This is a genomic window from Arthrobacter koreensis, assembly GCF_035792275.1.
In the GTDB taxonomy this organism is placed as follows: Bacteria; Actinomycetota; Actinomycetes; order Actinomycetales; family Micrococcaceae; genus Arthrobacter_B; species Arthrobacter_B koreensis_A.
Window position 1 is genome coordinate 118,820 of sequence record NZ_JAMWKK010000009.1, and the last position, 24,699, is coordinate 143,518.

21 protein-coding genes and 1 riboswitch are annotated in these 24,699 nt (G+C 65.5%); of the genes, 12 read left to right on the forward strand and 9 right to left on the reverse strand.

All coding sequences use genetic code 11. The features are described 5' to 3' along the window. Window positions 1–98 precede the first annotated feature (98 nt). Window positions 99–515 (forward strand): VOC family protein, encoded by a 417-nt coding sequence (locus tag NGB94_RS10630; protein WP_325790603.1) that lies wholly within the window; start codon window positions 99–101, stop codon window positions 513–515. A gap of 116 nt (window positions 516–631) precedes the next feature. Here the strand turns inward: NGB94_RS10630 and NGB94_RS10635 are convergent, their stop codons facing one another. Further along, window positions 632–1,066 (reverse strand): hypothetical protein, encoded by a 435-nt coding sequence (locus tag NGB94_RS10635; protein WP_325790604.1) that lies wholly within the window; start codon window positions 1,064–1,066, stop codon window positions 632–634. Between the two features lie 246 nt (window positions 1,067–1,312). Here NGB94_RS10635 and NGB94_RS10640 point away from each other — a divergent pair, with 246 nt between their 5' ends. From NGB94_RS10640 to NGB94_RS10670, 7 genes are all read left to right on the forward strand, one after another. Beyond that, window positions 1,313–1,723, forward strand: a complete 411-nt coding sequence (locus NGB94_RS10640; RefSeq protein WP_325790605.1) for a DUF302 domain-containing protein — start codon at window positions 1,313–1,315, stop codon at window positions 1,721–1,723. 76 nt (window positions 1,724–1,799) lie between these two features. Continuing rightward, on the forward strand, window positions 1,800–2,420 hold the full coding sequence (locus NGB94_RS10645) for an L-threonylcarbamoyladenylate synthase (RefSeq protein WP_325790606.1): 621 nt from the start codon (window positions 1,800–1,802) through the stop codon (window positions 2,418–2,420). Between the two features lie 145 nt (window positions 2,421–2,565). Continuing rightward, complete coding sequence (locus NGB94_RS10650) at window positions 2,566–4,899, forward strand: alkaline phosphatase (RefSeq protein WP_325790607.1); 2,334 nt, start codon at window positions 2,566–2,568, stop codon at window positions 4,897–4,899. Between the two features lie 132 nt (window positions 4,900–5,031). Then, complete coding sequence (locus NGB94_RS10655; protein WP_325790608.1) at window positions 5,032–5,685, forward strand: hypothetical protein; 654 nt, start codon at window positions 5,032–5,034, stop codon at window positions 5,683–5,685. Window positions 5,686–6,202: 517 nt separating this feature from the next. Next, on the forward strand, window positions 6,203–7,897 hold the full coding sequence (locus tag NGB94_RS10660) for an HNH endonuclease (RefSeq protein WP_325790610.1): 1,695 nt from the start codon (window positions 6,203–6,205) through the stop codon (window positions 7,895–7,897). A gap of 371 nt (window positions 7,898–8,268) precedes the next feature. Continuing rightward, complete coding sequence (locus NGB94_RS10665; protein ID WP_325790611.1) at window positions 8,269–9,231, forward strand: IS481 family transposase; 963 nt, start codon at window positions 8,269–8,271, stop codon at window positions 9,229–9,231. Window positions 9,232–9,754: 523 nt separating this feature from the next. Further along, window positions 9,755–10,012, forward strand: a complete 258-nt coding sequence (locus NGB94_RS10670) for a metal-sensitive transcriptional regulator (RefSeq protein ID WP_325790612.1) — start codon at window positions 9,755–9,757, stop codon at window positions 10,010–10,012. A gap of 99 nt (window positions 10,013–10,111) precedes the next feature. Here the strand turns inward: NGB94_RS10670 and NGB94_RS10675 are convergent, their stop codons facing one another. From NGB94_RS10675 to NGB94_RS10690, 4 genes are all read right to left on the reverse strand, one after another. Then, window positions 10,112–12,049: a glycerophosphodiester phosphodiesterase family protein gene (locus NGB94_RS10675; RefSeq protein ID WP_325790613.1), complete on the reverse strand. Its 1,938-nt coding sequence runs from the start codon at window positions 12,047–12,049 to the stop codon at window positions 10,112–10,114. Between the two features lie 35 nt (window positions 12,050–12,084). Then, window positions 12,085–12,945: an oxygenase MpaB family protein gene (locus NGB94_RS10680; RefSeq protein ID WP_325790614.1), complete on the reverse strand. Its 861-nt coding sequence runs from the start codon at window positions 12,943–12,945 to the stop codon at window positions 12,085–12,087. 143 nt (window positions 12,946–13,088) lie between these two features. Continuing rightward, entirely contained in the window at window positions 13,089–13,784 is a 696-nt protein-coding gene (locus tag NGB94_RS10685) for a TrkA family potassium uptake protein (protein WP_325790616.1), read from the reverse strand. Continuing rightward, complete coding sequence (locus NGB94_RS10690; RefSeq protein ID WP_325790617.1) at window positions 13,777–15,132, reverse strand: TrkH family potassium uptake protein; 1,356 nt, start codon at window positions 15,130–15,132, stop codon at window positions 13,777–13,779. Before NGB94_RS10690 ends, NGB94_RS10685 begins: the two co-directional genes overlap by 8 nt. A 227-nt stretch (window positions 15,133–15,359) precedes the next feature. Between NGB94_RS10690 and NGB94_RS10695 the strand changes: the two genes are divergently transcribed. Further along, window positions 15,360–16,622, forward strand: coding sequence for an XdhC/CoxI family protein (locus NGB94_RS10695; RefSeq protein ID WP_325790648.1), 1,263 nt, complete (start codon window positions 15,360–15,362; stop codon window positions 16,620–16,622). On the opposite strand, the gene NGB94_RS10700 is transcribed toward NGB94_RS10695, so the two are convergent. Together NGB94_RS10700 and NGB94_RS10705 are read right to left on the reverse strand one after the other, a co-directional pair. Next, window positions 16,504–17,316, reverse strand: coding sequence for a hypothetical protein (locus tag NGB94_RS10700; RefSeq protein WP_325790618.1), 813 nt, complete (start codon window positions 17,314–17,316; stop codon window positions 16,504–16,506). The two genes, NGB94_RS10695 and NGB94_RS10700, sit on opposite strands and share 119 nt — an antisense overlap. A gap of 503 nt (window positions 17,317–17,819) precedes the next feature. Then, window positions 17,820–18,161: a hypothetical protein gene (locus NGB94_RS10705; RefSeq protein WP_325790619.1), complete on the reverse strand. Its 342-nt coding sequence runs from the start codon at window positions 18,159–18,161 to the stop codon at window positions 17,820–17,822. Between the two features lie 304 nt (window positions 18,162–18,465). On the opposite strand from NGB94_RS10705, the gene NGB94_RS10710 reads away from it, so the two are divergent. Beyond that, entirely contained in the window at window positions 18,466–18,891 is a 426-nt protein-coding gene (locus NGB94_RS10710; protein ID WP_325790620.1) for a hypothetical protein, read from the forward strand. Here the strand turns inward: NGB94_RS10710 and NGB94_RS10715 are convergent. Next, the gene (locus NGB94_RS10715) at window positions 18,888–19,556 is read right to left on the reverse strand and encodes an MBL fold metallo-hydrolase (RefSeq protein WP_325790621.1); all 669 of its coding nucleotides are present in this window, start codon (window positions 19,554–19,556) and stop codon (window positions 18,888–18,890) included. The genes NGB94_RS10710 and NGB94_RS10715 overlap by 4 nt on opposite strands. Window positions 19,557–19,843: 287 nt before the next feature. Next, window positions 19,844–20,017: riboswitch (cyclic di-AMP (ydaO/yuaA leader) on the forward strand. Window positions 20,018–20,020: 3 nt separating this feature from the next. On the opposite strand from NGB94_RS10715, the gene NGB94_RS10720 reads away from it, so the two are divergent. Both NGB94_RS10720 and NGB94_RS10725 read left to right on the forward strand, forming a co-directional pair. Further along, the gene (locus tag NGB94_RS10720) at window positions 20,021–20,941 is read left to right on the forward strand and encodes a LysM peptidoglycan-binding domain-containing protein (RefSeq protein ID WP_325790622.1); all 921 of its coding nucleotides are present in this window, start codon (window positions 20,021–20,023) and stop codon (window positions 20,939–20,941) included. 335 nt (window positions 20,942–21,276) lie between these two features. Then, entirely contained in the window at window positions 21,277–21,789 is a 513-nt protein-coding gene (locus tag NGB94_RS10725) for a CarD family transcriptional regulator (RefSeq protein ID WP_325790624.1), read from the forward strand. A 186-nt stretch (window positions 21,790–21,975) separates the two neighbouring features. Here NGB94_RS10725 and hrpB read toward each other — a convergent pair whose 3' ends face one another. After that, complete coding sequence (gene hrpB, locus NGB94_RS10730) at window positions 21,976–24,687, reverse strand: ATP-dependent helicase HrpB (protein ID WP_325790625.1); 2,712 nt, start codon at window positions 24,685–24,687, stop codon at window positions 21,976–21,978. Between the last annotated feature and the right edge of the window lie 12 nt (window positions 24,688–24,699).

Here is a 24,699-nt window from a genome sequence, read left to right on the forward strand (position 1 = left end):
TGATTCCGGGGTTTCTCTTCCCTGCCGGTGCGGGCAGGCGCATACTTTCTTCCACGCCGGCTTATGCCGGACCCGGAAAGTAATGGAGAGGATCCGCCATGCCCACCCAGATGAATCCCTACCTCAGCTTCCGTGACAACGCGGCGGAGGCCATGGCCTTCTATCAGGACGTGTTCGGCGGAACCCTGGAGAGCTCCACCTTTGGGGAAATGCATGCCAGCGATGACCCGTCCGAAGCCGGAAAGATCATGCATTCGTCGCTGACCACGGACAAGGGATTCGTCCTGATGGCCTCCGATACGCCCAACAGCATGAACCTGGACGAGGGCAGCAGCTATTCAATCTCGCTCAGCGGCAACGACGGCAATGAGCTCCGCGGTTACTGGGACAAGCTGCTCGACGGCGGACAAATGACCCTGCCGCTGGAGCGCGCACCCTGGGGTGATGTCTTCGGAATGCTCACCGACCGGTTTGGAACCAGCTGGATGGTCAGCATCGAAGACGGCGGGTCCTAAGCCCGGAGGTGCAGGGGGGCTGCACGGAACAACAGATCCTGTGCGGACGCCTCTGCCGCCCTTTGTTGCCGGCCCGGTTCGCCGCCCCTGTTCGCCGGCCCGTGCCAAACCGGGCGTCAACCCCGGGACGACAGCTTTTCTGCCCTGCCTTCCACGGCGCTGCGCAGAGCAAGGGCAGCAACGGCACCACCAACGGCCGCGTAGAGCGCTTCAAGTGGCTGGAACTCGATGACGGCAACTTCCCAGACCTCCAGCCCGGCCAGTGCCGCTCCCGCAGCTCCGGAGACGAAGGGTGCGGCAGGATGCCGCAGGATCTGGAGGGCGCCCGCCGCCAAGTAGCCGCCGCCGCACCCGGCAGCGAGGAGGATTCCCGGGAGGCGCCAGTCCCGGAACGGAGTCCGCCGCAGGACCCCGGGCCCGGCATGGAGGAACGATCCATCCGGCCGTGCCGCCAGCAGCACGCCGGATGCGAGGGCAGCCGCTCCGGTAGTGAGTTCCAGGCCGATCAGCATCTTTTCGGCACGGGTATGGCGTCTGGATCGCTGCTGCATCTCTTTCCCCTGCCGTCGTTTTCACACGGTCCCTGATTCTCCGTCAGCCGTTCCCCGCCCCGTCTGGCCTACCCGCAGTATCCAGCGGGCCGACGTCACCGTACATCCCCCTGCGCGCCCCGGAAGGCTTGCCCGCTCTCATTTGCCGGGATCCGGAGGACCTGTCTTTGGTACCTGCCACAGCCCTATGCTGGCAGTGGAGCCGCCGGGAAACCGGCCGGCGGCCAGAGCCGAGAGGGCTGTCCCATGGAAAACACCTTCACCGTTGCCGTGCGGGCTCCGTTCAAGGAAGCCGTCCGCCTCACCAAGGAATCCCTCGCCGCCCATGGTTTCGACATCATGAGCGACTCAGACTTCGCTGCCCAGCTGGGCTCCGACGCACCCGATTGGATGCTGGGCTACCGAATCCTAGGCACCTGCAACACCGGACTCGCGGGTGAGGCCATGGAGCTGGACCGGGCGATCGGCGTCGCGGTCCCCTGCAACGTAGTCATCCGCGAGGATCCCGGCGGCACCGTTTCCGTGGTGGAAGCACTGAACCCTGAGTCCCTGGTGGACCTGGCCGGCCAGGAAGAGCTGGCGCAGGTGGTCTCCCGGACGTCCGACGGGCTGCAGGCAGCGATGCACACCCTGAGCCAGTCCGCCGGCCCGGTGTAGCAACAAATCCGGGGAGCCGTCCACACTGAAGAGCGCGTTACGGCAGCGGCCCGGGCAGTGCGCGTAAGCTCAGCACATGGCCAGATACTTCGATGTCCACCCCGATAATCCCCAGCCCCGCACCATAGCCCAGGTCACCGCCGTGCTGCGCGACGGCGGCCTGATCGCCTATCCAACGGACTCCTGCTACGCACTGGGCGCCCAGCTCGGAAACCGGGAGGCGCTGGACAGGATCCGCAGTATCCGGGAACTTGATTCAAAGCACCACTTCACCCTGATGTGCCGCGACTTCGCCCAGCTGGGCCAGTTTGTCCAGGTCAACAATGACGTTTTCCGGGCCATTAAGGCCGTCACCCCTGGCAGCTACACGTTCATCCTGCCTGCCACCAAGGAAGTTCCGCGCCGGCTCCTGCACCCCAAGAAGAAGACCGTGGGTGTCCGCATCCCCAACAACAAGGTTGTGCAGGCCCTCCTCGAGGACCTGGGCGAACCCATTCTGTCCAGCACCCTGCTGCTGCCGGGCCAGGAAGAGGCGCTGACCGAGGGCTGGGAAATCCAGGACACCCTGGGGCACCAGCTCGACGCCGTGGTGGATTCAGGTTTCTGCGGCCCGGATCCGACTACCGTCGTCGACTATTCGAGCGGAGTCGCCGAAGTCGTCCGGCACGGAACCGGCGATCCGTCCCGGTTCGAATAGCCCGCACCCGTCCAGTATTGATGCTGTTCTGCGGCCGGAATCCGGCCGGTGCGGTTGACACCCGTATGGGCGTGCCGAAAAGGTGAGCGCACTTGACGAGGGGGGATGCGTCACCATTCGCGCACTCTGAGACGGGAATCCACAAATGAACAAGGGAAAACTGACAGTAACGACGGCGATACTGGGCGGACTGATCCTCTCCGGCTGCAGCGGCGGGGCCGGCTTGGCCGGTTCCCCGCCGGATGCAGGTCCGGCGGATACAGCCGCGGCGGACCTCGAGCAGGCCGGCAACAAAAAGGACCGGGGTCCCAAAAAACCCCGGCCCGACGATCCGCAGGGCGCCAGGAACATCATCCTGATGGTCGGAGACGGCATGGGCACCGCCCAGCGAAACGCCATCCGGCTTTCCCATGTGGGACTCACCGGCGAACTGGTAATGGACTCACTTCCCGAGCTGGGTCTTGTACACACCAATTCCGCGGATCCGGAAACCTTCGTGACAGATTCAGCAGCGGCGGCGACCACGATGTCCACCGGTGTGAAGACCTACAACGGTGCAATCGGCGTCGACCTTAACGGTGTTCCGGTGCCGACGGCGCTGGAGATCGCGGCGGCCCTGGGCAAGTCCACCGGTCTTGTCACCACGGCCCAGGTTACCGACGCAACCCCGGCCGCCTTCGGCTCGCACGTGGCTGACCGAGGCGAGCAGAGCGAAATCGCCCGCCAGTTCCTGGAGTCCAGCCGTCCCGACCTCATTCTGGGCGGTGGTGAAGACCACTGGTATCCCGTGGGGAATCCGGGCCGGCATCCTGACAACCCGCCCGAAGATCCTTCGGAGGAGAGCACCGGCCCGGTAAACCTCGTGGAGCAGGCGCAGGCTGACGGGTACGAATACGTCTGGGACGAGGCAGGACTCCTGCAGGCCCAAGGGCCCAAGGTGCTGGGACTCTTTGCCAATGAGGAGATGTTCCAGTACGGCGACGACGTCGACGAGATCTACGAACCAACCGTTCCGCTGACCACCATGACGCAGAAGGCCCTTGAACTGCTTTCTTCCCCTGCGTCCCAGGCCCGTCACGGCGGCGGCCACGGCGGCCCGGGGCACGGCAGCGGCCCAGGCAACGGTTCCGGAGAGGGGGAAGGTTTCTTCCTCCTCGTGGAGGACGAGGGAATCGACTCAATGTCCCACGTCAACGATGCCGGGCTGACGATCAAATCGGGCATCGCCTTCGAGCAGTCCGTGGCCGTGGCCCGGGACTTTGCCGAGGCGGACGGGAACACGCTGCTGATCGTCGTCGGAGACCATCAGACCGGCGGCATGACGATTGAGGCCTTCAACGACACCGAGGACGAGTCCGGAGACGGAATCTCCGCTGAGGACGGTCCGTTCCCGGTTGCGAATTCGGATCAGGTTTTCTCCGTCGACTGGACCACTGACGGCCACACGGCGCTGGACGTGCCGCTGACTGCCATGGGTCCCGGGTCGGAGAAACTCGGCGGGTTCTATGAGGACACGCATATTTTCGACGTGATGGTGGAGCAGATGCGGACCGGCGTTAAGCGCTCCGGGCTGGACCTCCAGTCGCACCGCGGCGGCCGAGGGGAATTCACGGAAGAGTCCCTGGCCGCGTTCCGGCACTCACTGGAGCTTGGGGTGAGCACGCTGGAACTGGACACCCACCTCAGTGAGGACGGCGCCGTCGTCGTTTGGCATGACGACATCATCCTGGGCACCAAATGCCGTGACACAGAACCGGTGTCCGCAAACGATCCTGATTTCCCCTACGTGGGCGACCGGGTTGCCGAACTGACCCTTGCCCAGCTGAAATCGCTCGACTGCGGCTTCACGCAGCTCCCGGGATACCCGGAGCAGCAGGTGGTCGAGGGAAACAGGATCGCGGAGCTGAAGGACGTTTTTGCGCTGGTCCGTGAGCTGAGGGCGCGTTCGGTGGGCTTCAACATCGAAACGAAGGTAGAGGACGGACGGGCCGGAGGCCCCGGCATGGAGGCACTGACCCGTGCAGTTGTCCGTGAGGTAAAGAATTCCGGGATGGCGGACCGGGTCACTATCCAGTCGTTCGACTGGTCTGCCCTGAACCTCGTGGGCCGCCTGGCACCGCGGCTGGACCGCGTCGCTCTTGTCGACGTCCCGGCTTCCCTCGAAATCGGGCAGCCGGGTGCTGCACCGATCCTCGGCGGCATCGATATCGACGACTACGGCGGATCGGCTGTCAAGGCTGCCGCTGCCCAGGGATACGACGTGATCTCACCGATCTATACGTCCGTAACCAGGCAGATGGTCACAGACGCCCATGAGGCGGGGATGAAGATCGTTCCGTGGACGGTCAATGAGCCGGCGGTGATGAATTACCTCATTGACCTGGGTGTCGACGGCATTATCACCGACTATCCCACGCGGCTGCGGCTGGTCATGGAACAGCGCGGGATTGAACTCCCCCGGGCATACGGCGGCCGCTGAGGCCCTTGATTTCATGGCCTTACGGCCCGGGCACGACGGTGCCTCCCGCACCAGCCGGGTTGGCGCCGTCGTCCTGCTCGAACCGTTACTAGACTTGGGGACGTACTGTTCGCACCACCGAAGAAGTCCTGAATGTCCCGAGGGAAGCATCATCCGCCGCGTCCGAAACCTGCCAACAGCGAGGATTTCCTGATCGCTGCGGATTTGAAGAAGGAACGGGAGTGGACCGAAACGCAGATCAAAACGTTCCTGCCGGAGCCGGACCGCACCGCCCGAAATCCCTTCTCCCGCAAAGCTGCTCCCATGAAGCTGTATTCAACGGAGCGGGTTGAAGCCGTTGAGGCTACCGAGGAATTCAGGAAAGCCCGTGAGGCGTCGCGTAAGCGCCAGCTCGCTGCCCGGGAACGTTCCCTGGCGAAGAAGAAGGAAGCTGTTGCCGCTGCCCGGGCTTTGCAGCTGCGTATTGTTCCCGAACCCTGGGACGAGGTTCAGCAGAAGGCTCTGGACCACTACAACTCGCGGCTGCGGCGAAACCAGTCTCCGGCGGGACCACGTACTTCCCAGGCCCGTCGTGACCGGATGACAGTGAATTACCTTCGGCACAAACAGACCTCCTATGAGGAGGAGCTGAAGGAATTCAAGGGTGTAGTCGGTGTTGGGGAAGCGTATTTGATTGTCCGGAACCGAATTCTGGATTTGATTGCCGAAACGTACCCGTCCCTGGGCGTCGAATGTGAGCGGCAGAAGTTCGATGCTCCCGAGTTGCCGGATGGGGTTGTGCTCTAGCCTTCGGGTGACTTGGTGTTTCGGTGTATTGGTTATCCGGTGCTGCCGGGGTGGATACAGGTCCCTGGTGCCTGAATCTGTTGCGTAAGGGGTTCACCCGTTCGTGGGCGTTCGACACCCGTAGCGGTGGCACGCTGGCCTGAGAAAAGCGGGTAAATCACCGGTAATTGATGGTCCCGAAAAGGGCCGATTTTGGCCCTGAAATGTCGGTGGCAGCTGACAGTGTTGGGGTATGAACCGCTCCTCGGATACACCGTTCTCCCGGTCAGCTGACCGGGGTGGTGGTGGTGTGCCGGGTGCCGGACCTGTGTTCGCCGGTTCTCCGGAGAGTGGAGCGGGCGAGGGGCCGGAACCGGCCGGTTCACTGCCCCGGAATGCCGGGTCTGCTGGCCTTGACGGTGCTGTGTTTTGTGCCGATCCGGCGGTGGCTGATGATGCGTCGGGGTCGTCCTTGCCGGAGGGATTTGCCGGGCGGTTGTCGTTCCGGGGCGCCGAACGTCTGGGTTATGAGGAAACCGTGTCTGCTCTGCAGCGTCTGGGCATGCTGGTGTCTTGGGCGCAGGCGCAGCAGGCACGGGTTGCTGCCCGGTTGGAAGTGCTTTTCGCCCGGGACATTGCCGAAGCATCCGGCCGGGAAGAACCAGCCCTGGCCATGAGTCTTGCTGCTGCGGAGGCTTCCACTGTCCTGAACATTCCGCACATGACAGCGATGCAGCTGATCAGCGAATCCACGCGGCTGTGTACTGAGGCGCCGGACACTCTTGACCGTCTCACCGAGGGGAAGATCGGCCTCCAGCACGCTCGGATCATCCTCGAAGAAACCCACAACCTACCCGCCGACATCCCTGACGTTCCGGAAGTGGGCTCCGGCACAGGTGCCGTAGACCCACCGGCACCGGACCACTCGCCCACCGATGATTCGGGCCAGCTGGACTTGGGGCTCCATGAACCGCACCCAAGTGACGTGAACGGCGCCGATGCCGATGCCGATGCACCAGATGATGCCGAAGCGCTCAGTGTCCGTAATGCCTTTGAACGGGATCTGCTCGCGGAAGCTGAAGGCAGGACTGCTGCCGGCTTCGGACGAAGGGCCCGCAGGCTCCGCGAATCCCGCTTCCCGGATCTGATCCCGGTCCGGCACCGGGAAGCCAAGGACAAACGCCGTGTCATGTTCCAGCCCCTGCCCGATGGTATGTCCTGCCTCAGCGCGATCATCGCAGCAGAAAAGGGCCAGGCCATGTTCGCCGCCCTCACCGGTGCCGCAAAAGCCGGCAAACGGGCCGGAGATCCACGAACTATGGACCAGCTCCGCGCCGACACCCTCACCGAACTGCTCCTCGAAGGCGAACCCACGGCTCTAGCCGCCGACACTCTCACTCCAGCAAGCACACCCGACACCTCAGAGGAAGCACGGTCAGGCACCCCTGCATCGTCTGGCTGTACCGACCCGGGCACGGGGACGGGGACGGGCTCTAGCTCTGGGTCTGGTGGGTCTGGCACCGGCTCGGTCTCCGGTTCCCGTCCCCACCCCGGTTCGGGCACGGGCTCTGGGTCAGGCACCGGCTCTGGTTCAGACCAGCCGGCGGACTCACACAACGACACCAGGCGAGACGCTAGACGTCCCCGCCGGGCCGAACGGCACCGGAACCAGAACCGGTCCACGGTCCGCACCGAAGTCACGGTCCTAATCAACGCCGACACCCTCGCCGGCCTCGACGAGAACCCCGCAGAACTCAACGGCTACGGACCCATCAGCGCCGAAACAGCACGGACCATGATCCTGGGCGCCCTGCACTGGACACCCCTGCTCCAGGACCCCGCCACCGGCGAAATCCTGAACGTGGGACGAACACGCCGCATCCCCGCAGGACTCAAACGCTGGCTCCAGGCCCGGGACGGAACCTGCCGCTTCCCCGGCTGCTCAGTAAACGTCACCCACGCAGAAATCGACCACACCACGCCCTACTCCCACGGCGGACCAACAGAACACACGAACCTGGAACACCTCTGCCCCAAACACCACCGGTTCAAAACCCTCGGCCACTGGAAAGCCCGCCAGCCAAAGGCCGGAACCATCGAATGGAACTCACCCACCGGCCGCACCTACACCACCGTCGCCGAACTGGCCTTCATGCCCAGCCCACGAGAAACGAGCAGAGAGAGCCGCGGCCAGAAAACAAAGCAGGCAGACGACGACCCGCCGCCCTTCTAGGCACTGGCATTAACGACCCCACGCGGGCTGACCCAAAGAATCCAATCCTCAGACGCGCACTGTATTAGCCCCTGTATGAGGAAGGCCGCATCGTCTGGGACCGGCGTTTCCTAGGGCGATGTCCGCAGCCGGGGCAACCGCCGCCGGCACGATGTGAATCACGATGGATCCGCCATCAAGACCACAGGATGCAGGACCGGCGCCGCCTCAAGGCGAGAGATCTCAGGAGGCGGGACGTCCGGAGCAATCCGGAGCCCTCACTGGCAATCAATCCCTAGCTGTACTGAGACACCATGTTGGTTACACGTGAATAGGGTGAAGACCTCTTAGGTTTGGTGGTTACCACACACAGCCGAACCTAAGAGGTCTTCATGTCCCACGGTAATGCCCGTCTGGCTCCGGCCGGAAGAATGATCTTGGTCCAGCGCGTCGCTTCGGGGCGGCCGGTAGCCCATGTCGCGAAGGAAATGGGTATCTCCCGGCCCACCGCTTACCGGTGGGTGAACCGGTACCGGGAAGAAGGCCCGCCTGGTTTGGAAGACCGTTCCTCGAAGCCGAAAACGTGCCCGCACGCCACCAGCCCGGAGAAAACCGCCGAGGTCCTAACAACCCGGGCCGAGCACCGCACCGGGCCGGCCGCTATCGCTTCCCGCACCGGGGTAGGCATCCGCACGGTGTCCCGGATCCTAAACCGTTCCGGGGTCCCCAAGCTCTGGGAACTGGATCCACTGACCGGCATCCGCATCCGTGCCGCACGGGCCACGGACCGCCGCTATGAACGCGACGCTCCCGGGGACATGATCCATATCGACGTGAAGAAACTCGGCCGGATCCCCGACGGGGGCGGCTGGCGGGCAGACCCTAACCAGTCCGCCCGCAACCACAGCACCGGCCACACGAAAGTCGGTTTCGACTACGTCCACGTCGCCGTGGATGATCACTCAAGACTCGCGTTCGTGGAAGTCCACCCCGATGAGAAGGGTCCGACCTGCGCCGGGTTCCTGGAGCGGGCTGCCGCGTTCATGGCCGCCCACGGGGCACCGGTGAAACGAGTCATGACGGACAACGCGTTCGCTTACCGGCTCTCCAAGGACTTCCAGCACGCCCTGAGCACGCTGGGCGCCAAGCACATCCTGATCAAGCCACGCCATCCCTGGCAAAACGGCAAAGCCGAACGGTTCAACCGCACCCTGCAGGAAGGCTGGGCCTACCGGCAGGTTTTCGACTCGAACCAAGCCCGGACCGATGCCCTGCAACCGTGGCTAGACTTCTACAACCACCAACGCCCACACAGCAGCCTCGGAGGCAAAGCACCCATCACCCGGTGTAACTAACGTGCTGTCTCAGTACACCTAGCCGCCCAATCCGGAGCAGACCGCTTCACGGCTGCACCTGCTGGCACCGTCCCCCGATAACCCGACAACCCGGACCTCCGGCTCAGGCTTCGGCTTCGGCTTCGGCTCGGACTCCGACTTCGGCTCGGACTCCAGCACCGGGAACATCGCCACGCGGACCTCGGGCTATTTACTAACGGCCGAACAGTTTCGCCAGCCAACCCGCATTCTCGGCCTTAGGGGCGGGTGCATTCCGGTCACAGGTGCAACGGTCGGACTTCGGAATGTTCCGCATGACTTCCTGCACATGGTTTCCGCAACCAGCCCAGGTCGACTTTCCACAGCTGCGGCACTTTACGGCACGGCACATGATGATTCTCCTCGCAATGTATTCGAATACCGGACCGATGCCCGGCAACACCACCACTATGGGGCATACCCCAGGGGGTATGCAAATTACCCGCCGGGGTATACCATTGGAGGAATCGTGCCGACATCGGCACACCGCCGCACAGGAGAAACCATGCAGCTCGACAGCGAAGACACCACGCCAATCATCAACCGGCTCAAGCGCGCACAGGGGCAGCTCGCAGCCGTCACCCGCATGCTCGAAGAAGGCCGTGACTGCAAGGACATCGTCACGCAGCTCTCTGCAGTGTCCAAGGCGGTTGACCGCGCGGGTTTCGCAATCATTGCCTCAGGCCTCGAACAGTGCCTCACCAGCGACGACCCGAGCCTGGACCGCAAGGATATGGAAAAGCTCTTTATGTCCCTCGCCTAGGGCAGGAACACACGCCGCACGCCAGGACCCGGCAGGCCCCAGCCAGGGCAGTGCCACCCCGCACCGCCAGAGCCCTGCGAGCCTCCGCCGGCCCCGCGGCTAGAAGATCACGACAAAGCGCATGATCGCGTCGTAAAGCTTCGAGCTCATGGGTTCGTCCGGGCCCATCGCCTCCCGGTCGCGGACAGCAGCATCGGGATGGTCGGTAATGATGCCGTCAAGATTGTCGCGGAGCATGCTGCGGATCGCATCCGTTCCGTTCACGGTCCACACATACACTTCCTTCCCTGAATCCCAGGCAGACTCCCGGACGGCATCGGTATACGAGGCCTCCTCCACAACGATGAAATCCGCAGTGGTCTCCGGAGCTGCCAGACCGGCCACAGCGAGAGTCAGCCCCACGTACAGCTCGGGCCGCAGACGCTTCAGTTCCTCGGCCTTGTCCTGGCTCAATGAGTGGTAGATGTTCTCCTGGAGCGCATCAAGCGACTCAAGCTCAGCAACCAGGCGTTCGACATAATCCTCGGTTTCCCCGCCATGCAGCTTCAATTCGATGAGCAGGGGCTCACCGGCTTCCTGGGCAGCGAGGACATAGTCCCGCAGCGAGGGTATCGAGTCCGTATGCCCGGCCTGGTCATGCACAGTGACCGACGTCAGCTCAGCAAGCGTCAGGTCGCCAACCGATTGCTTTCGGCCAGCCAGCCTCTGCAGCGACGCGTCATGCATAACCACGAACCCGCCGTCAGAGGTTTGCATAACATCCATCTCCACCAGATCCGCGCCCACGGCCGAGGCGGCCCGCAGACCCGAAATGGTGTTCTCCACTCCCCCTCCGCTAAACCCGCGGTGCCCCAGGACCAGGGTCTGCGGAACATCCCGCAGGCCTTCCATTACCGGAAGGTTGAACGCACCCAGAAGCACGGCGGGTACGACGGCGGCACCTGCCACAGCCGCCCGGGTCCGGTGCCGCGGCGGGTTTCCGGCCGCGCGTCCAGGACGGGTTCCGGCAGCACTTCCCAATTCACGCTGCACGTCCGGGGGAAGCAGCGGCCGGCTCCGCACCATGAGTTCGAGAAGCATTCCAGCATCGTAGAGAACAAGACCGCCGGCAATCAGTACACCGGCAACCTGGGCTGCACCCAGGCTAAAGGCAGCCACTCCGGCGGCAGCCGAGGGCAGCAGCAGATCCGCGGCCAGCGTCGGAAGCAGCGCAAGCACAACCAGACCGGCACCGGCAAGGAAGGCGGCAGCAACACCGACTGCGCCGGCAGCCAACAGCGCCGGGGTGGTGCGTCCGGTCACCCGCCAGCTCAGGCGCATCGCCTTGCCGCCGGTAACCCCGCCCACCGCAAAGAGCGGAACCGCAAGGGAATACCGCAGCGCGAGGGTTCCCACCACAACAAGGAAGGCCACATAGGCGACCGTCCCCGGCGTGGACTTCAGCATCTCGCCGGAGACGAAGTTCGGAACCGCAATTGAATGGGTCAGGACAGAGAAGAACCCCGCCTGGGTGAGCGGAACAGCGAGAAACAGGTAGGCCCCCAGAGGCAGGAATCCGGGAAGCGCCAGACGCCGCAGCAGCGGCCGGACCTTGGCGGCCAGCGCCGAAGGGCGCAGGCTGCCGCCGCTGCGGACCTGTGCAGCGGCAAGCAGCAGCAGGCTCAGCTGCAGCGACACTGCCAGCAGCGCGACCACGCTCAGCCCCGCAATCCAGGCGAGTGAGACGCCGTTGCCGAGCATGCCTGCAATACCGGCCGAGTCCACGGCATGCGCTCCGGTGGAGGCAAGCGCCTGAATGAACATCCAGTGGATTAGCGGTACTACAAGGGCCAGCGGAATGGCCTGGCTGACCGCATACACAGCCAGCAGTCTCCAGCCGCCGTTCTTCAGCAGATCACGCCCGGCCCGAAGGAGTCCGGGAAAAAGGGACCGGAATGCCAACCCGGGCGGAACCGGATGCCCGTCGGATCGCCCCGGCCCTGCCGACGTCGGAGAGCCGGCACCGCGCATGCCCGGAGACTGCAGACTATTCGGCATGGGCACCGCCCCTGGCGTTGTGCACTAACGGCAGCCTATTTTCCGGCACGGTTGCGGACTTTGCGGTAAGGATGGGTATCGACCTTGGTCGTGAGGTCCGTGATGACGTCCTCGTAGGAGCGGTTGCGGCGGGCCGCGGCCATCATCGCCCTGGTGGTCTTGGCCGCGCTGCGCAGATTCATCGGACGGCCCGCAACACCATAGAGAAGCAGTGCCCAGTCCGGCAGCAGGGAAAGAATTCCGTCCTGGATGACTATGCCGGTCCAGACCTTCACGGGGTTGCCCCTCAGGGACGGCTTTCGTATGGACCGGCTAACTTCCGCAGCAGGCAGGCACAGGGCCAGCCAGTGCCGCTGGTCGTCGATGTACTTCTGCAGATCAGAATAGGTGGCAGGCAGCCGCGCCGGATCGATGCCTACGAGTCCTGCGGCGAGGTGCTGTTCAACAACAAACTGGTCCTGTTCCTGCACCGTCAGTCCGGGGCCGAACGCTTCCGCCGCCCGGAGAACGGCATAGACCAGGGTGTTGTGGGTCCAGTCCATCCAGTCGGCAGTCTCCGCCCGTAGCGTCTCCCCGGTGACGGGATCCTGCCAGTTCGCATGCTTGTGCATGCCGCGCACAGACCTCGCAGCGGCGTCGGCATGGGCCTTGTCACCAAAGATCGTGGTGTCGATGTACTGGCCGGTACGCTCACCCCGGGCTGCGGCGTCCTGGCCCGCCACGCTGACCTCGGAGAACAGGCGCATCATGCCGGGATTAAGCGCCTGCAGCAGCAGTGCGGCAATTCCGCCCAGCTTTGCCGATGGGTCGGAATACAGCTTCCAGCTGATGCTCTCCGGACCGAAGTACCCGAAGTCCTGCCGGGGCTGGTCTGCTGGCCGGGCGGTCTGTGTCACGCGGTCTCCTTCTCGAACGGACTCTGCGGTTGGAAACCAGCCAAACTTGGACAGCATCCAACTTGGCTCGAGTATATAAGCTGCGTCACACGGCAGGCGTCATGATGCCGACACAATTCACGGGCGCTGAAATGGTCTGCCCTCTAGCGCCGGCTGAAGGCTTCGGCCTTTCCAGTGGGCCCCGCCACCAGAAGCTCATCGCCTTCTTCGATGCGAAGGTCGGGCTCGGCAAACTGCCACTCGCCGTCGGCCTTTCGAACGGCAACAATGACGACGCCGAACCGGCGGCGGACCTGCGACTCATAAATCGTCAAACCGGCGAGGAACTCCCGCGGTGAAGTCTCAATCACGGCGAAGTCGCCGCCCAGCGGAATGTAATCGAGCAGGCTGCCCTGAACCAGGTGCGCCACCCGGCGGCCCATGTCCTTTTCCGGGAAAATAACATGGTTGACGCCCAGCTGCCGCAGTACCGTGCCGTGCGCTTCGCTGACGGCCTCTGCCCAGATCTGCGGTACACCAAAACGCAGCAGGAGTGACACGGTGAGGATGCTGGCTCCGATGTCCTGCCCGATTGCCACCACCACGCGGTTGAATTCGGGGATTGAGAGCTGGCGGAGGACATCCTCCTGGGTGGCATCGGCCATGACCACGTAGGTGAGCCTCCCGTCCAGGCTCTGCACCACATGCTGCTCACCGTCTACGCCCAGGACGTCGACGCCGCTGGCCATAAGTTCCAGGGCGAGCGACTCCCCAAACCGTCCAAGACCGATCACGGCCACAGCGTCAGACTCGCCGATCCGCGCCGACTCCCTGCCGGAGAAGAGATTGAGCCTAGCCAATGATCGGCCTTTCCTCGGGAAGCCTGTATTTGAGCCTGCGTTCCTGGAGGGCCAGGGCCGCGGCCAGCAGCAGGGGCCCGAGCCTGCCTGTGAACATAAGTACCACCAGGATCAGCTCCCCTGCTACGGGCAGGGCCGAAGACACTCCGGCTGAGAGTCCAACAGTTCCGAAGGCGGAGACAGTCTCGAACAGCAGCCGGTCCATCGGGTAATCCGTCATGGCCATGAGCGCCGCAGTCGACAGTGCGATTACTCCTCCGGCGACGAGCACCACCACCAGGGCCTGCCGCGCGGTGTAGGCGGGGAGCGACTTGCCCAGGGCCGTCACCTCCTGGTTGCCCCGTGACTCGGCGACGACGGCGAAAACCAGCACAGCGAACGTCGTCACCTTGATGCCGCCTCCGGTCCCGGCCGGCCCCGCGCCGACGAACATCAGCACATCCATCCCCAGCCACGACAGCGGATCCATCTGGGACACATCGATGGAGCTGAACCCCGCCGTACGGGTCTGGACCGACATGAAGAACGCCGCAAGCACCCGCTCCGGCATGGAAAGGGGCCCCAGGGATTGGGGGTTGTTCCATTCGCACAGGGCAATGAACACCGCGCCGGCCGGCAGAAGTCTCAGCGTCCCCCAGAGCACCAGCCGGGTATTGATGCTCCAGTGCACCGGCTTCCGCCAGGCCCGGCGCAGCTGGACGAGCACGGGAAAACCAAGCCCGCCAATAATCACGGCGGCCGCTACCGGAATGCAGACCAGCGGGTCAGAGGCGAAACCCTCCAGATTGCGCGGGAAAAGGGAAAACCCCGCATTGTTGAAGGCTGAGACAGCATGGAAAACCCCCAGCCAGACGGCTTCACCCGGATCCATGCCGTAGCCAAGCCAAAACCGCAGTGCCAGCGCCAGTGCTGTCACCGCTTCGGTGATGAGGGAAATCCGGACGACGCCGCTGATTACGCGCGGCGTGCGGGCCAGGTCCTGGCTGCGGTTCTCGGCGATCGCCTGCAGCCGGGACCGAAAGCTGAACCGTCCAATGACGGCAAGGCCAACAATTGACGCAAATGTCATGACCCCCAGACCGCCAATCTGGATCAGCGCGAGGATGACGACCTGCCCGAAGGTGGACCAGTACACGTGGGTCTCAACCACTGACAGGCCAGTGACACAGAGAGCCGAAACCGCGGTGAAGAGTGCGTCGGTAGAGGAAGCGCTGCCGGCAACTGAATCTGAGACAGGCAGCATCAGCAGTCCCGTTCCGCAGAGGGCGGCGGCGACGAAACCGAGGAAGACCACCTGTGAAGGACGGGAGACGCGTCCGCGGCGCCCCGGCCCGGCACGCTCAGGCACACACCGAGAGTACGCCCGCGGTGCTGCCCGGTCACCGTCACCCAGCCGGGAGAGGGTACCCGCACCGTGAATTGCACCGGCCGGACTGCCGCACTTCCCTGCGGCAGCGGGACGGGCATTGACACCCCTTCCGGCGGACGGGCACCCTTAGCGCACGGTCCGCAGCAGCACTGCGGCCGGAGAATGGGCCGCAGCGGGCCTGAAATGTGGGGAGCGGCAGAGTGACCATGAGCAGCGGCGTCATGCATGAGGTCCTGGCAGTCCTGGAAAAAGAATGGGACGCCGGGCGGACGGCGGCCCTGGCGACGGTGGTCCGCACCACCGGTTCTGCGCCGCGTCCGTCCGGAACCAGCATGCTGGTAACCTCCGGCGGAAGCGTTGCAGGTTCAGTGTCCGGCGGCTGTGTCGAGGCAGCCGTGTACGGGCAGGCCATGGAGTGCATCAGCGGGGCTGTTCCTGCCCTGGTGCGGTATGGGGTCAGCGACGACGACGCCTTCGCCGCAGGACTCACCTGCGGCGGGACCATTGAAGTGTTCATCCAGGCCCTGCCGCCCGGAGCCTCAGCCGTGCTGGGCCCGGTCAGGGACGCCGCAGACGCAGGGCTGCCGGCCGCGGTGGCAACCGTGGTCGAGCATCCCGATCCCGGCTGCCTTGGCCTGATGATGGCTGTTCTTCCCGGACAGACCATCGGCTCACTCGGAAGCCAGCGCGCCACCCAGTCGGCTGCAGACGACACACTGGGCCTGCTGGCAGCCGGCCGCAGCGGGGTACTGACCTATGGCCCGGACGGCGAACGCCTCGAGACCGGCATGAGCCTGTTCGTCAGCACGTTGTCCCCGCGGCCGCGAATGCTCATCTTCGGAGCCACCGATTTCACCGACGCCCTGTCCAGGCTCGGGTCATTCCTCGGCTACCGCGTCACGGTGTGTGACGCGCGGCCGGTGTTCGCGACGCCGGAACGCTTTCCGGACGCGGACGAGGTGGTGAATTCCTGGCCCCACGTTTACTACCGGGCACAGGTGGAGGCTGGGATGATCAGCCCGCGCACGGTGGTGTGCGTCCTCGCCCACGACGCCAAGTTCGATATCCCGCTCCTGGCTGCCGTTCTCGGCGGGCCGGAGGTTGCCTACGCAGGCGCCATGGGTTCCCGGCGGACCCACCGCGAACGCATGAAGAGCCTGCTCGAAGCCGGTGTGGAGCCTGCCGCGCTGGCAGCGCTGCACAGCCCCATTGGACTTGATCTTGGCGCACGCACACCTGAGGAGACCGCGGTATCGATCGCGGCTGAGTTCATAAGCGAGGCCTGGGGCGGCACCGGTGCGCCGCTGCGCCTCCTGACAGCGCCGATCCACCGTGCCGGGCAGCAGCCCCTTACGGCGCCGGCCGCCTCGTCTGCGGAGTCTCCGTCTCCGTTTCCACACCAGATGCTTCCTCCTCCTGACCGGAGAGGTACACGTCAAACGCCAGGGAACCGTGCCGGATCCCGTTGACCTGGATCTGCAGGAGGTGCGTACCGGCGTAATGGCGCCGGGTGGTCATCTGGTGAAGTGCGTGTGAAGCGGACAGAGTGCGGGCCTCGCCCGGTCCGAGTTCCAGGACCGCCAGCTTGAAGACTGCCGGAGCTGTTCCGCCATGGGCTTTTACATAGTGCACCACGTAGTCCACCGCCAGCCGCGCCGTCGTACTTCCCGTGTTCCTCAGCGTGACGCTGAACCGGAGTTGGCCCGGGAGGGTGATGGCAGGCGTCTGCGTCGAGAGGTCCTCCACAGCGACGTCGGCCGGCGCGAAGCCCAGCAGCTCAAGGGCACCGGGGTGCCCCTTCTTGATGAGGGTCCTAAGGCTGTGGCGGACCACCCGTTCCGTTGCGGGACCGGGCGCATCCAGCCAGCGGGCAGCAGTCCGGACCGCAACGTCCGGCGCGTGGCGGGAAATGTCGTTCAGGTGGTTGGCGACGGAGCGGCGCACATCCTCGCTGGGATCGCTGCGCAGCGCATCCAGGATCGGAAGGGTTGCCTCCGGGTTCTGCAGCAGTCCGGGAACGCGGATAGCCCAGGGAAGGTAGGGCCTCGTTCCTTCGCTGGCCAGTCTGCGGACGTGCGAATCGGGATCCGCTGTCCAGCCCTGGATGCGGGCCAGGGCCCGCATCCAGGTCGGCCGCCAAAATCCTGCGGATTGCGAACTCACTCGTTAGCCTGGGTGTGAGGGCCGCCAGCAGGTCCAGGACGTCATCGAAGTCGCGCACGGATCCTCCGGACAATGCCAGCGTGACGGCAGATTCAGTTACCGGCCACATCATCCATCCCTTGAACTTGGGATCGGCCAGGGCGTCCCGGAAGGCAGCGGCCGCCTGGCCGTAGGCGGGGTATGCGCGGGTCAGCCGCTCTGCCAGGAGATCTGTGCGGCCGCGGAGGGACAAAGCGTCCAGCTCCGGGATCGCGGCGAGAAGCCCTTCCAGTCCAGGGACTCCAGCAGCAGCGGCGAGGCTGCGGTGGAGCGCATTTACTTCGGCAGGGCCCAGCAAATCATCCATTGCACCCAAAGATGTCTCCCGCAGTGATCAGCCCGGGGATACCCGGTATCGCAATCGGCCGCTCCAGGTCTGGCAGCACCCTCACATCCTATCGCCGGCCAGGCACCCGGCGGCGTTCACCGGGAGGCCCCGGACAGCTGCTTGCGGCGGGAAGGGACTACAGGTTGGCGTCGGTGTAGCTGCCGCCGGATGCCGGGGCCGCTGTGGCGGCGGCGGTTACGGCACCCGGGCCGAAAACATAACTGTCCACCGGTGCCGGTGAGTTTCGGTGCACCGCACCGTCGAACCGTGCGGTGTATCCGTGGCCGGAGGCAGGGCGGGAAACCGGAGAGTGCACCTCGGACTGGCGGCGGCCGAAGGCTGCCACGTAGTTGCCGCCCAGTGCGGCGCGGCGTCGGCTGGCCGGGGCAACACGAACTGTCCGCTCGTCGTCGTGGACCAGGACCGATTCCTGGTCGTGGATGGTGAGGGTGGCGGCGGAAGCAGTGGTATCGAACATGGTTCTCCTAACAGTGGGCCGCAAGCGGCAACCGGGCAGCACAAAAGGCGCCGGGGCTTGGGCGGCGTTGCAACAAGTGGGGGCGGGCGGCGGGGGCCGCCCGGCGGTGGTCCGTGGTCCCGTTCTGCAGGGACCGGCTGTGGACGAAGGGCCGGACGGGAACTGCCCGGCGCTGGTACGACTCTAACAGTTATTCTGAGTCATTCATAAAAAGGGGTGCTGTCACCTTCGTCTCACATCCCTCACGGGCTGCCGGCTTTGAGTGCCGGAGAACCCACCCGAGTCCGGCGATAGAGTTGAGCGCATGAGCAATACCGCGCGTTCCCGCAGAGCTGTCTTTCTTCTGGTCCCCATGGGCGCGCTGGCAGGAATGGCACTGGCTGTGCTCAACTTCCAGCTCAGTTATGCCTCTGCTGTGGAGCCCGGCGACTTGGCGCCCTACGTGCTCTGGACACTTGCAGGCGGGGCTGTACTGGGAGGTTCATTTGCCTGCCCGGCAAGCGTGGCTGCATATCTGGGCGCCACCTCGGGAAAGTCCGCCCGGTTCTGCGCCGCAGCAGCGGGATCCGCACTTGCAGTGTGCTGGCTGCTCTACGCCGCGGTTTCAGCCTCAGGAGGAACTCCGCTCACCTGGCTGCTGCCGGCCGCCGCCGCCCTCACCACCGCAGCCGGAGCCTGGTATGCCTGGTTCATTGCCCGCCGCAGCCAGCACCCGGCGCCTGGAAACTAACCTCCGTACGGACCACCCACCAGGCGGACCAGGGAGGCCGTTGGCGAGGAGGCTTCCCCGCCGTGGGCAAACAGCATGCGTTCGGGCGACAGGGCGGCGATCCGCTCCAGGGATTCTTCGGCACGTGCGGCATCCGAGGTGAACGCCGCCGGACTCCTGACGACGTCGCCGTGACTCGTGGCGGCAGCGTCGCCAATGAAGAGGGAGCCGGTGCCTTCGTGGAAGACACTGACGTGTCCGGAGGTGTGGCCGGGGGTAGCGAGAATCTGGAGATCCTGCACAGAATCCCCTTCCTCCAGCGTGTGGATCTTCCGCGGCGACCGGATATCCGGAGAATCGGCACCTCCGGCATAGATGGACGCCAGGGGAGCCTGCTCGGCCACCGCAAACAGGGAACCGACATGGTCCATATGCAGATGGGTCAGGACTATGTCCCGCACATCCGCGAAGGTGCCGCCGAGCGCGTCCACCGCTTCCGCGATCGCATCGAAGGCATCCGGCATTCCTGTGTCAATGAGCACTATCCCGCCGGGTTGAGCGACGGCATAGCACCGCACATCGGAGATCACTGGCTCCGGACCGGCCAGGCCGGCCGGAATGCTCATCTCGCGGACGACTTCCTCAACTGGCAGACGGTTGTTTCCGCTGCTGGATTCCTGGGCCACGACAGCTCTCCTTCGCCGGAATACAGGGGTTTAAGCGTATTCCCGCAACACCGGCTCCGTCCCGGGGCTGCGGTAAAATTTCCACTTCCGAACGCCCGCGGACCCGTGAGCAGCCGCGCTGAACGCCTGGGACTGCTGTGAAACAACTCGACAGCCTGCTGCGCGTTAGCACTAGTGACCCGCTGCACACAACGGCAACACGCGGCTGTTACCGAATTGCAATCAAAATGAAATTGCTGTTAGTGTCCTTGGCATGCCGCAGACCTGATGCGGCGCCCCAGGCTCGTTACCTAACTCTGCCGCTTGCCTGGGGTCCCTTTTGCACTACGACGGCAGGGGCGGGGGAACCAATTTTTTGGGTCCTTTGAATCCTTGGGGTTAAGCCGACCGGATGAGACCGGCGGCCGGGTGACTCCCATCCGAACCCGACAGCTCACCTCGCAGGTATAGGGAGAGGTAATTCCTTGTCTTCAAAGAATCGCGGACGTCATTGCGCAGAGTCCAGCATCTGGACCACCATCGCAAAAGCAGCACCCGCCAAAGCACGCACCGTCACCGGAACCGCAGCCGCAGTTGTAGCAGGCTCCGGCCTGATGTTCGGCATGGCAGCACCGGCCCAGGCCAGCGCAGTCATCAACGAGACCCCGGCACCTGCAGCAGCACCCGCTTTCGCTGCTCCGGCAGCCGAAGCCCCTGCGGCTCCCGTTGCCGAAACCCCGGCACCTGCCGCAGCCGTAACGCACACCGTTGTTTCCGGCGACACCCTGAGCGAGATCTCCGCTGCCTACGGAGTCACCCTGGACAGCGTCCTGCAGCTCAACGGCCTGTCACTGGCATCCATCATCTACCCCGGTGACGTGATCACTGTTTCCGGTGAAGCCGCGGCAGCACCCGCTGCCGCCGCAGCACCGGCGGCCACCTATACCGCTCCGGTTGAGGCCGCGGCTCCGGTCCAGGCTGCTGCTCCGGCCGCTGCCACCTACACCGACCCCGGCACCTTCACCGGGTACGAGAGCAACGTCACCACCCAGGCCGTCACTCCGGCCCCTGCTGCAACCGGTTCCGGCATTGGATCGATCATGGTCAGCTCTGCCTACGCCCAGCTGGGCGCGGTACAGGACTGCACCATCCTCGTTGAGCAGGCACTGCGTGCAGCAGGCCACTCGGTCGGCGACCTCTCCCCGGCACAGCTGGCCGCCTACGGCACCCCGGTCTCCAACCCGCAGCCGGGTGACATGATCTACTACGCCAACGGCGGAGCAGGTGTCCCCCACATCGCCATCTACATCGGCGACGGCCAGGCCATCCACAGCGGAATGAACGGCAACCAGACCGTTATCGCAACCGCGAACCTCGGTTCCGGCCCCGTCTACTACCGCGCATAAGTCCGCGCGCCTGCCGGAGTGGTAGCCGGCAGCCTGCAGGGCGCCCCTCCCGGATTCCGGGAGGGGCGCCCTCCTTTGCCTTCCGCCCCATCCCTGCTCCCCGGTGGCCCGCCTGCCTTGAGGGCGGGTGCATAAGCCCGGGACGTGAAATAATGGAAACTGCCAGACTCGCGGCTGCCGGAACCTTCACCCATGTGCTGGTACCGCCTCCGCGCTCCCGTCGCAGCGCTCAGCCGTTCCGAGCTTGTGAGGGGACGGCAATCCCCGCAGCGGGCCACACCCATTCACCCGCTGACGTGCCGGGTCCGGATTCGAAGCAGCCAGAGGTAAACACATTGACGTTTAACGTAGGTCAAACCGTAGTCCACCCCCACCACGGTCCCGCAGCCATCCGCCGGCTGGCAACCCGCAAAGTCCGCGGCGAAGACATGGAGTACCTCGTACTTGAGGTCCAGGCGAACAAGCTGGAGGTCTGGGTCCCGCTGGCCAAGGCTGCCGAGGTAGGGCTGCGTCCTGTACTCGACGGTGCCCAGCTCGAAAAGCTCATGGAAGTCCTCAAGGCCGGTGCGGATGCTGAGGAAACGCAGTGGTCACGCCGTTTCAAGGAAAACACGGAGCTGCTGGCGAGCGGCAGCATCACCGACGTCGCCCGCGTTGTCCGCAACCTGACGCTCCGGTCCCTGGACAAGGGCCTCTCCCACGCTGAACGGGACATGCTGCGCCATGCCCGGCGCCCGCTGCTCACGGAGATTTCCCTCTCACTCGGCGTGAGCGAGGACGAAGCGTCCGCAGTGCTCGACGCCGTCTGGGCGGGCTCCGCCCGTTCCCTTGCCGAGCCTGTTGCCTAGGCTTCCCCCCCCCCGCGCACGAACGGCGCAACGTCCGGCAACGCAGCCTGCGTTGCCGGACGTTCTTAATGCGGGTCCGGTTCGACGCGGGTTCATTGCCGTTTAGATGGCGGCTCACGGTTGCTCCGACACGTCAGGGCAGCAGGCGGCAGAGCCCGTAGACCGCAGGGCACCGCGACACCGCTCCTACATCCGGGCTTTGGTGCGTGCCGTAGCGGGCGCGGTCCACGGATCCTCCGGCCACGGGTGGCGTGGATAGCGTCCGCGCATTTCAGAGCGGACCTGTGCGTAGGGCCCGGACCAGAATGACGCGAGGTCATCTGTGACAGCCAGGGGCCGGCCGGCCGGTGACAGCAGATGGAACTGCAGCCGGATCCGTCCGGCAGCAAGCGTTGGAGATTCAGCCCAGCCAAAGCATTTCTGGAGTTTCACCGCCAGGACGGGAGGACCGGCGTCGTCGTCCACATCCGGATAGGTGATCCGTTCCTGGCTTCCACTGGGCACCAGGATCTTCTCCGGCGCCAGCTCATCGAGCCTGGCTGCGTCGGGCCAGGGAAGCAGGCGGCGCAGTGGTTCCAGAAGGTTGACGTCCGCTGCGCGCACTCCCCCGGCCATGGCTTCCAGCTCCGGACCAAGCCAGTCCTCCAGTGCGGAGAGCAGCCCCGGATCCGAAACGTCAGGCCACGGCGCGCCAAGCAGGCGGTGAAGCAGAGCCATCCGGCGGCGCAGTGAATCGGCTGCCGCAGACCAGCCGACAGCACCAAGTCCCTGCTCTGCCAGTGCGCGTGCCACTGCGCGGCGGCCTTCCGCCGCGGCTGGCCGCACCGGGGTGGAGGAAAGTTCGATGGCGCCCAGGCGGCGCACCCGCCGGGCAGAGACCCTCCCGCCGTCGAACACTGCATTGACGTCCCGGCTGAGCAGGCGGGAAGCGGCAGTTTCGGCGGTCTCCTGCCGGATCGGCGCAGCAGCGCGGATAACCGCCCCGGTTCCCGCAGCAGCCCGCCCGGCGGCGCGGGAGGCTTCCGCTACCGCCAGCCATTCGTGTCCCCGCAGCGGGCTGTCCGGCGGAAGTCCGGCGCGTGTCCCCGATGCCAGGAGGTACTGTTCCCCTGAAGCCCCGGCCACGCGGCGCGCAACGCGCTCCGGATAGGCCAGCGCCACCAGGGCGCCGACGGACTCTTCAGCTCCCGGCGCCCCCGTTCCCGGTGCTGCCGCACCCCCGGCTCCCGCGCCCTGACCGTCCGCGTCCTGCTTTCCTGCGGATTGGACGAAACGCTGGAGGCGTTTTGCCTCGCGGCTGAAAGCTGCCGACCGTGGGGCTTTCCCGGAACGCAGCTCTGACAGAAGCCGCACCAGGTCCGCCCCCGCGGGGCGGCTGTCCCCGGACAGCATGGCTGCCACCTCTGCGGCATTGCGCGGGCCGAGCAGCTGCGCCCCATCCAGGAGCGCCCGGGCCAGCCGCGGGTCTGCCGGAATGCGGACCAGCCGGTGTCCGGTTTCGGTGGCCTTTCCCTCCTCGTCAACGGCGCCGATGCTCTGCAGAACAGCTTCGGCCTCTGCCAGTTCCGCTTCCGGCAGGGCCTGTGGCAGCGGCAGTCCGCGCCCGCCGGGTGTTCCCCAGCAGGCAAGGATCAGCGCGGCTGACGTGAGGTCTGCAGCCGCCGCCTCCGGCGTTGGGCGCGCCGGTGACGCGGCGTAGGCAGCTTCGGTATAGGCCCGGATCACCGTTCCCGGTCCCTGGCGGGCCGCACGGCCGGCCCGCTGCTGGGCCGAGGCACGGGACGCACTGACGGTAACGAGCCCGCTCATCCCGCGGGCGGCGTCGCGCCGTGGTTCACGGGCGAGCCCGGAGTCGATGACCAGCCGCACGCCGGGAACCGTCAGGGAGGATTCAGCCAGCGAGGTGGACACGACGATTCTCGGCCTGTCCCCCGGAGACCGCCCGGAAACCGCGCGGTCCTGTTCGGCCGCAGAAGCCTGTCCGTGCAGTTCCAGCACTTCGGTGCCCGGTCCCGTTTCCTGCCGCAGGACCCGGGCCACGTGGGACACCTCCCGGACACCCGGAGCGAAAACCAGGGCATCAACTGCCGGGTCCTCCGCCAGGGCGCGGGCATGTCCCCGGGCAGCCAGCCGAGCCAGGGCGTCGAGGAATCCGGGTGTAACTCCGCGTTCATCGAGGCGGGCCGCCGCGGGCGGCTCCCACTGGACCTGCAGCGGATGCAGGGCCGACGGGCACTCGATAACGGGTGCCGGAGATTCGGGAGTGCCGATGATCCGGGCGAAACGTTCGGTGTCCAGGGTGGCGGACATGGCAACAAGGAGCAGGTCCGGCCGCAGCTGGCGGACTTCGGCGAGCATGCCGATCAGCAGGTCGGTCTCCAGGCCGCGTTCATGGACTTCATCCAGCACGACGGCGGAAACACCTTCCAGCCCCGGATCAGCCAGCAGCCGACGCAGCAGAATGCCCGGCGTCACGAACTCGATCAGCGTCTTCGCACTGGTGCGGTTTTCACCCCGGACCGTATACCCCGCACGCTCCCCGACCCCGGTCCCATCGAGTGCCGCCAGCCGGCGGGCGGCCGCCCGGGCGGCTACCCTGCGGGGCTGGGTGACGAGGACGCGCACTGCCCCGGCATCCGCGCCGTTCACCGCAGGGCGGCCCGCCATCAGGTTGGCCACGAGAGGCGGCATCAGGGTGGTCTTGCCGGTACCGGGCGGAGCCTGCACGACGGCGGTGCCCCCGGAAACGGCACGCGAACCCCGGCCGCCCGGGCAATCCGTACCGCCCAGTGCCCGTACCGCTTCGGGGAGCGACGCGGCAAACACCAGCCCGCGGCCGAGGGCAGCAAGGTCAAACGGGCCGCCGGGCAGCTGTGCGTCAGGTTCGGAAGAGCTCACCGGACCATTCTC

Coding starts and splice junctions, on each gene's coding strand:
- NGB94_RS10630 (WP_325790603.1), top strand. CDS start 99: ATGCCCACCCAGATGAATCCCTACCTCAGCTTCCGTGACAACGCGGCG.
- NGB94_RS10635 (WP_325790604.1), bottom strand. CDS start 1,066: ATGCAGCAGCGATCCAGACGCCATACCCGTGCCGAAAAGATGCTGATC.
- NGB94_RS10640 (WP_325790605.1), top strand. CDS start 1,313: ATGGAAAACACCTTCACCGTTGCCGTGCGGGCTCCGTTCAAGGAAGCC.
- NGB94_RS10645 (WP_325790606.1), top strand. CDS start 1,800: ATGGCCAGATACTTCGATGTCCACCCCGATAATCCCCAGCCCCGCACC.
- NGB94_RS10650 (WP_325790607.1), top strand. CDS start 2,566: ATGAACAAGGGAAAACTGACAGTAACGACGGCGATACTGGGCGGACTG.
- NGB94_RS10655 (WP_325790608.1), top strand. CDS start 5,032: ATGTCCCGAGGGAAGCATCATCCGCCGCGTCCGAAACCTGCCAACAGC.
- NGB94_RS10665 (WP_325790611.1), top strand. CDS start 8,269: ATGTCCCACGGTAATGCCCGTCTGGCTCCGGCCGGAAGAATGATCTTG.
- NGB94_RS10670 (WP_325790612.1), top strand. CDS start 9,755: ATGCAGCTCGACAGCGAAGACACCACGCCAATCATCAACCGGCTCAAG.
- NGB94_RS10675 (WP_325790613.1), bottom strand. CDS start 12,049: ATGCCGAATAGTCTGCAGTCTCCGGGCATGCGCGGTGCCGGCTCTCCG.
- NGB94_RS10695 (WP_325790648.1), top strand. CDS start 15,360: ATGAGCAGCGGCGTCATGCATGAGGTCCTGGCAGTCCTGGAAAAAGAA.
- NGB94_RS10705 (WP_325790619.1), bottom strand. CDS start 18,161: ATGTTCGATACCACTGCTTCCGCCGCCACCCTCACCATCCACGACCAG.
- NGB94_RS10710 (WP_325790620.1), top strand. CDS start 18,466: ATGAGCAATACCGCGCGTTCCCGCAGAGCTGTCTTTCTTCTGGTCCCC.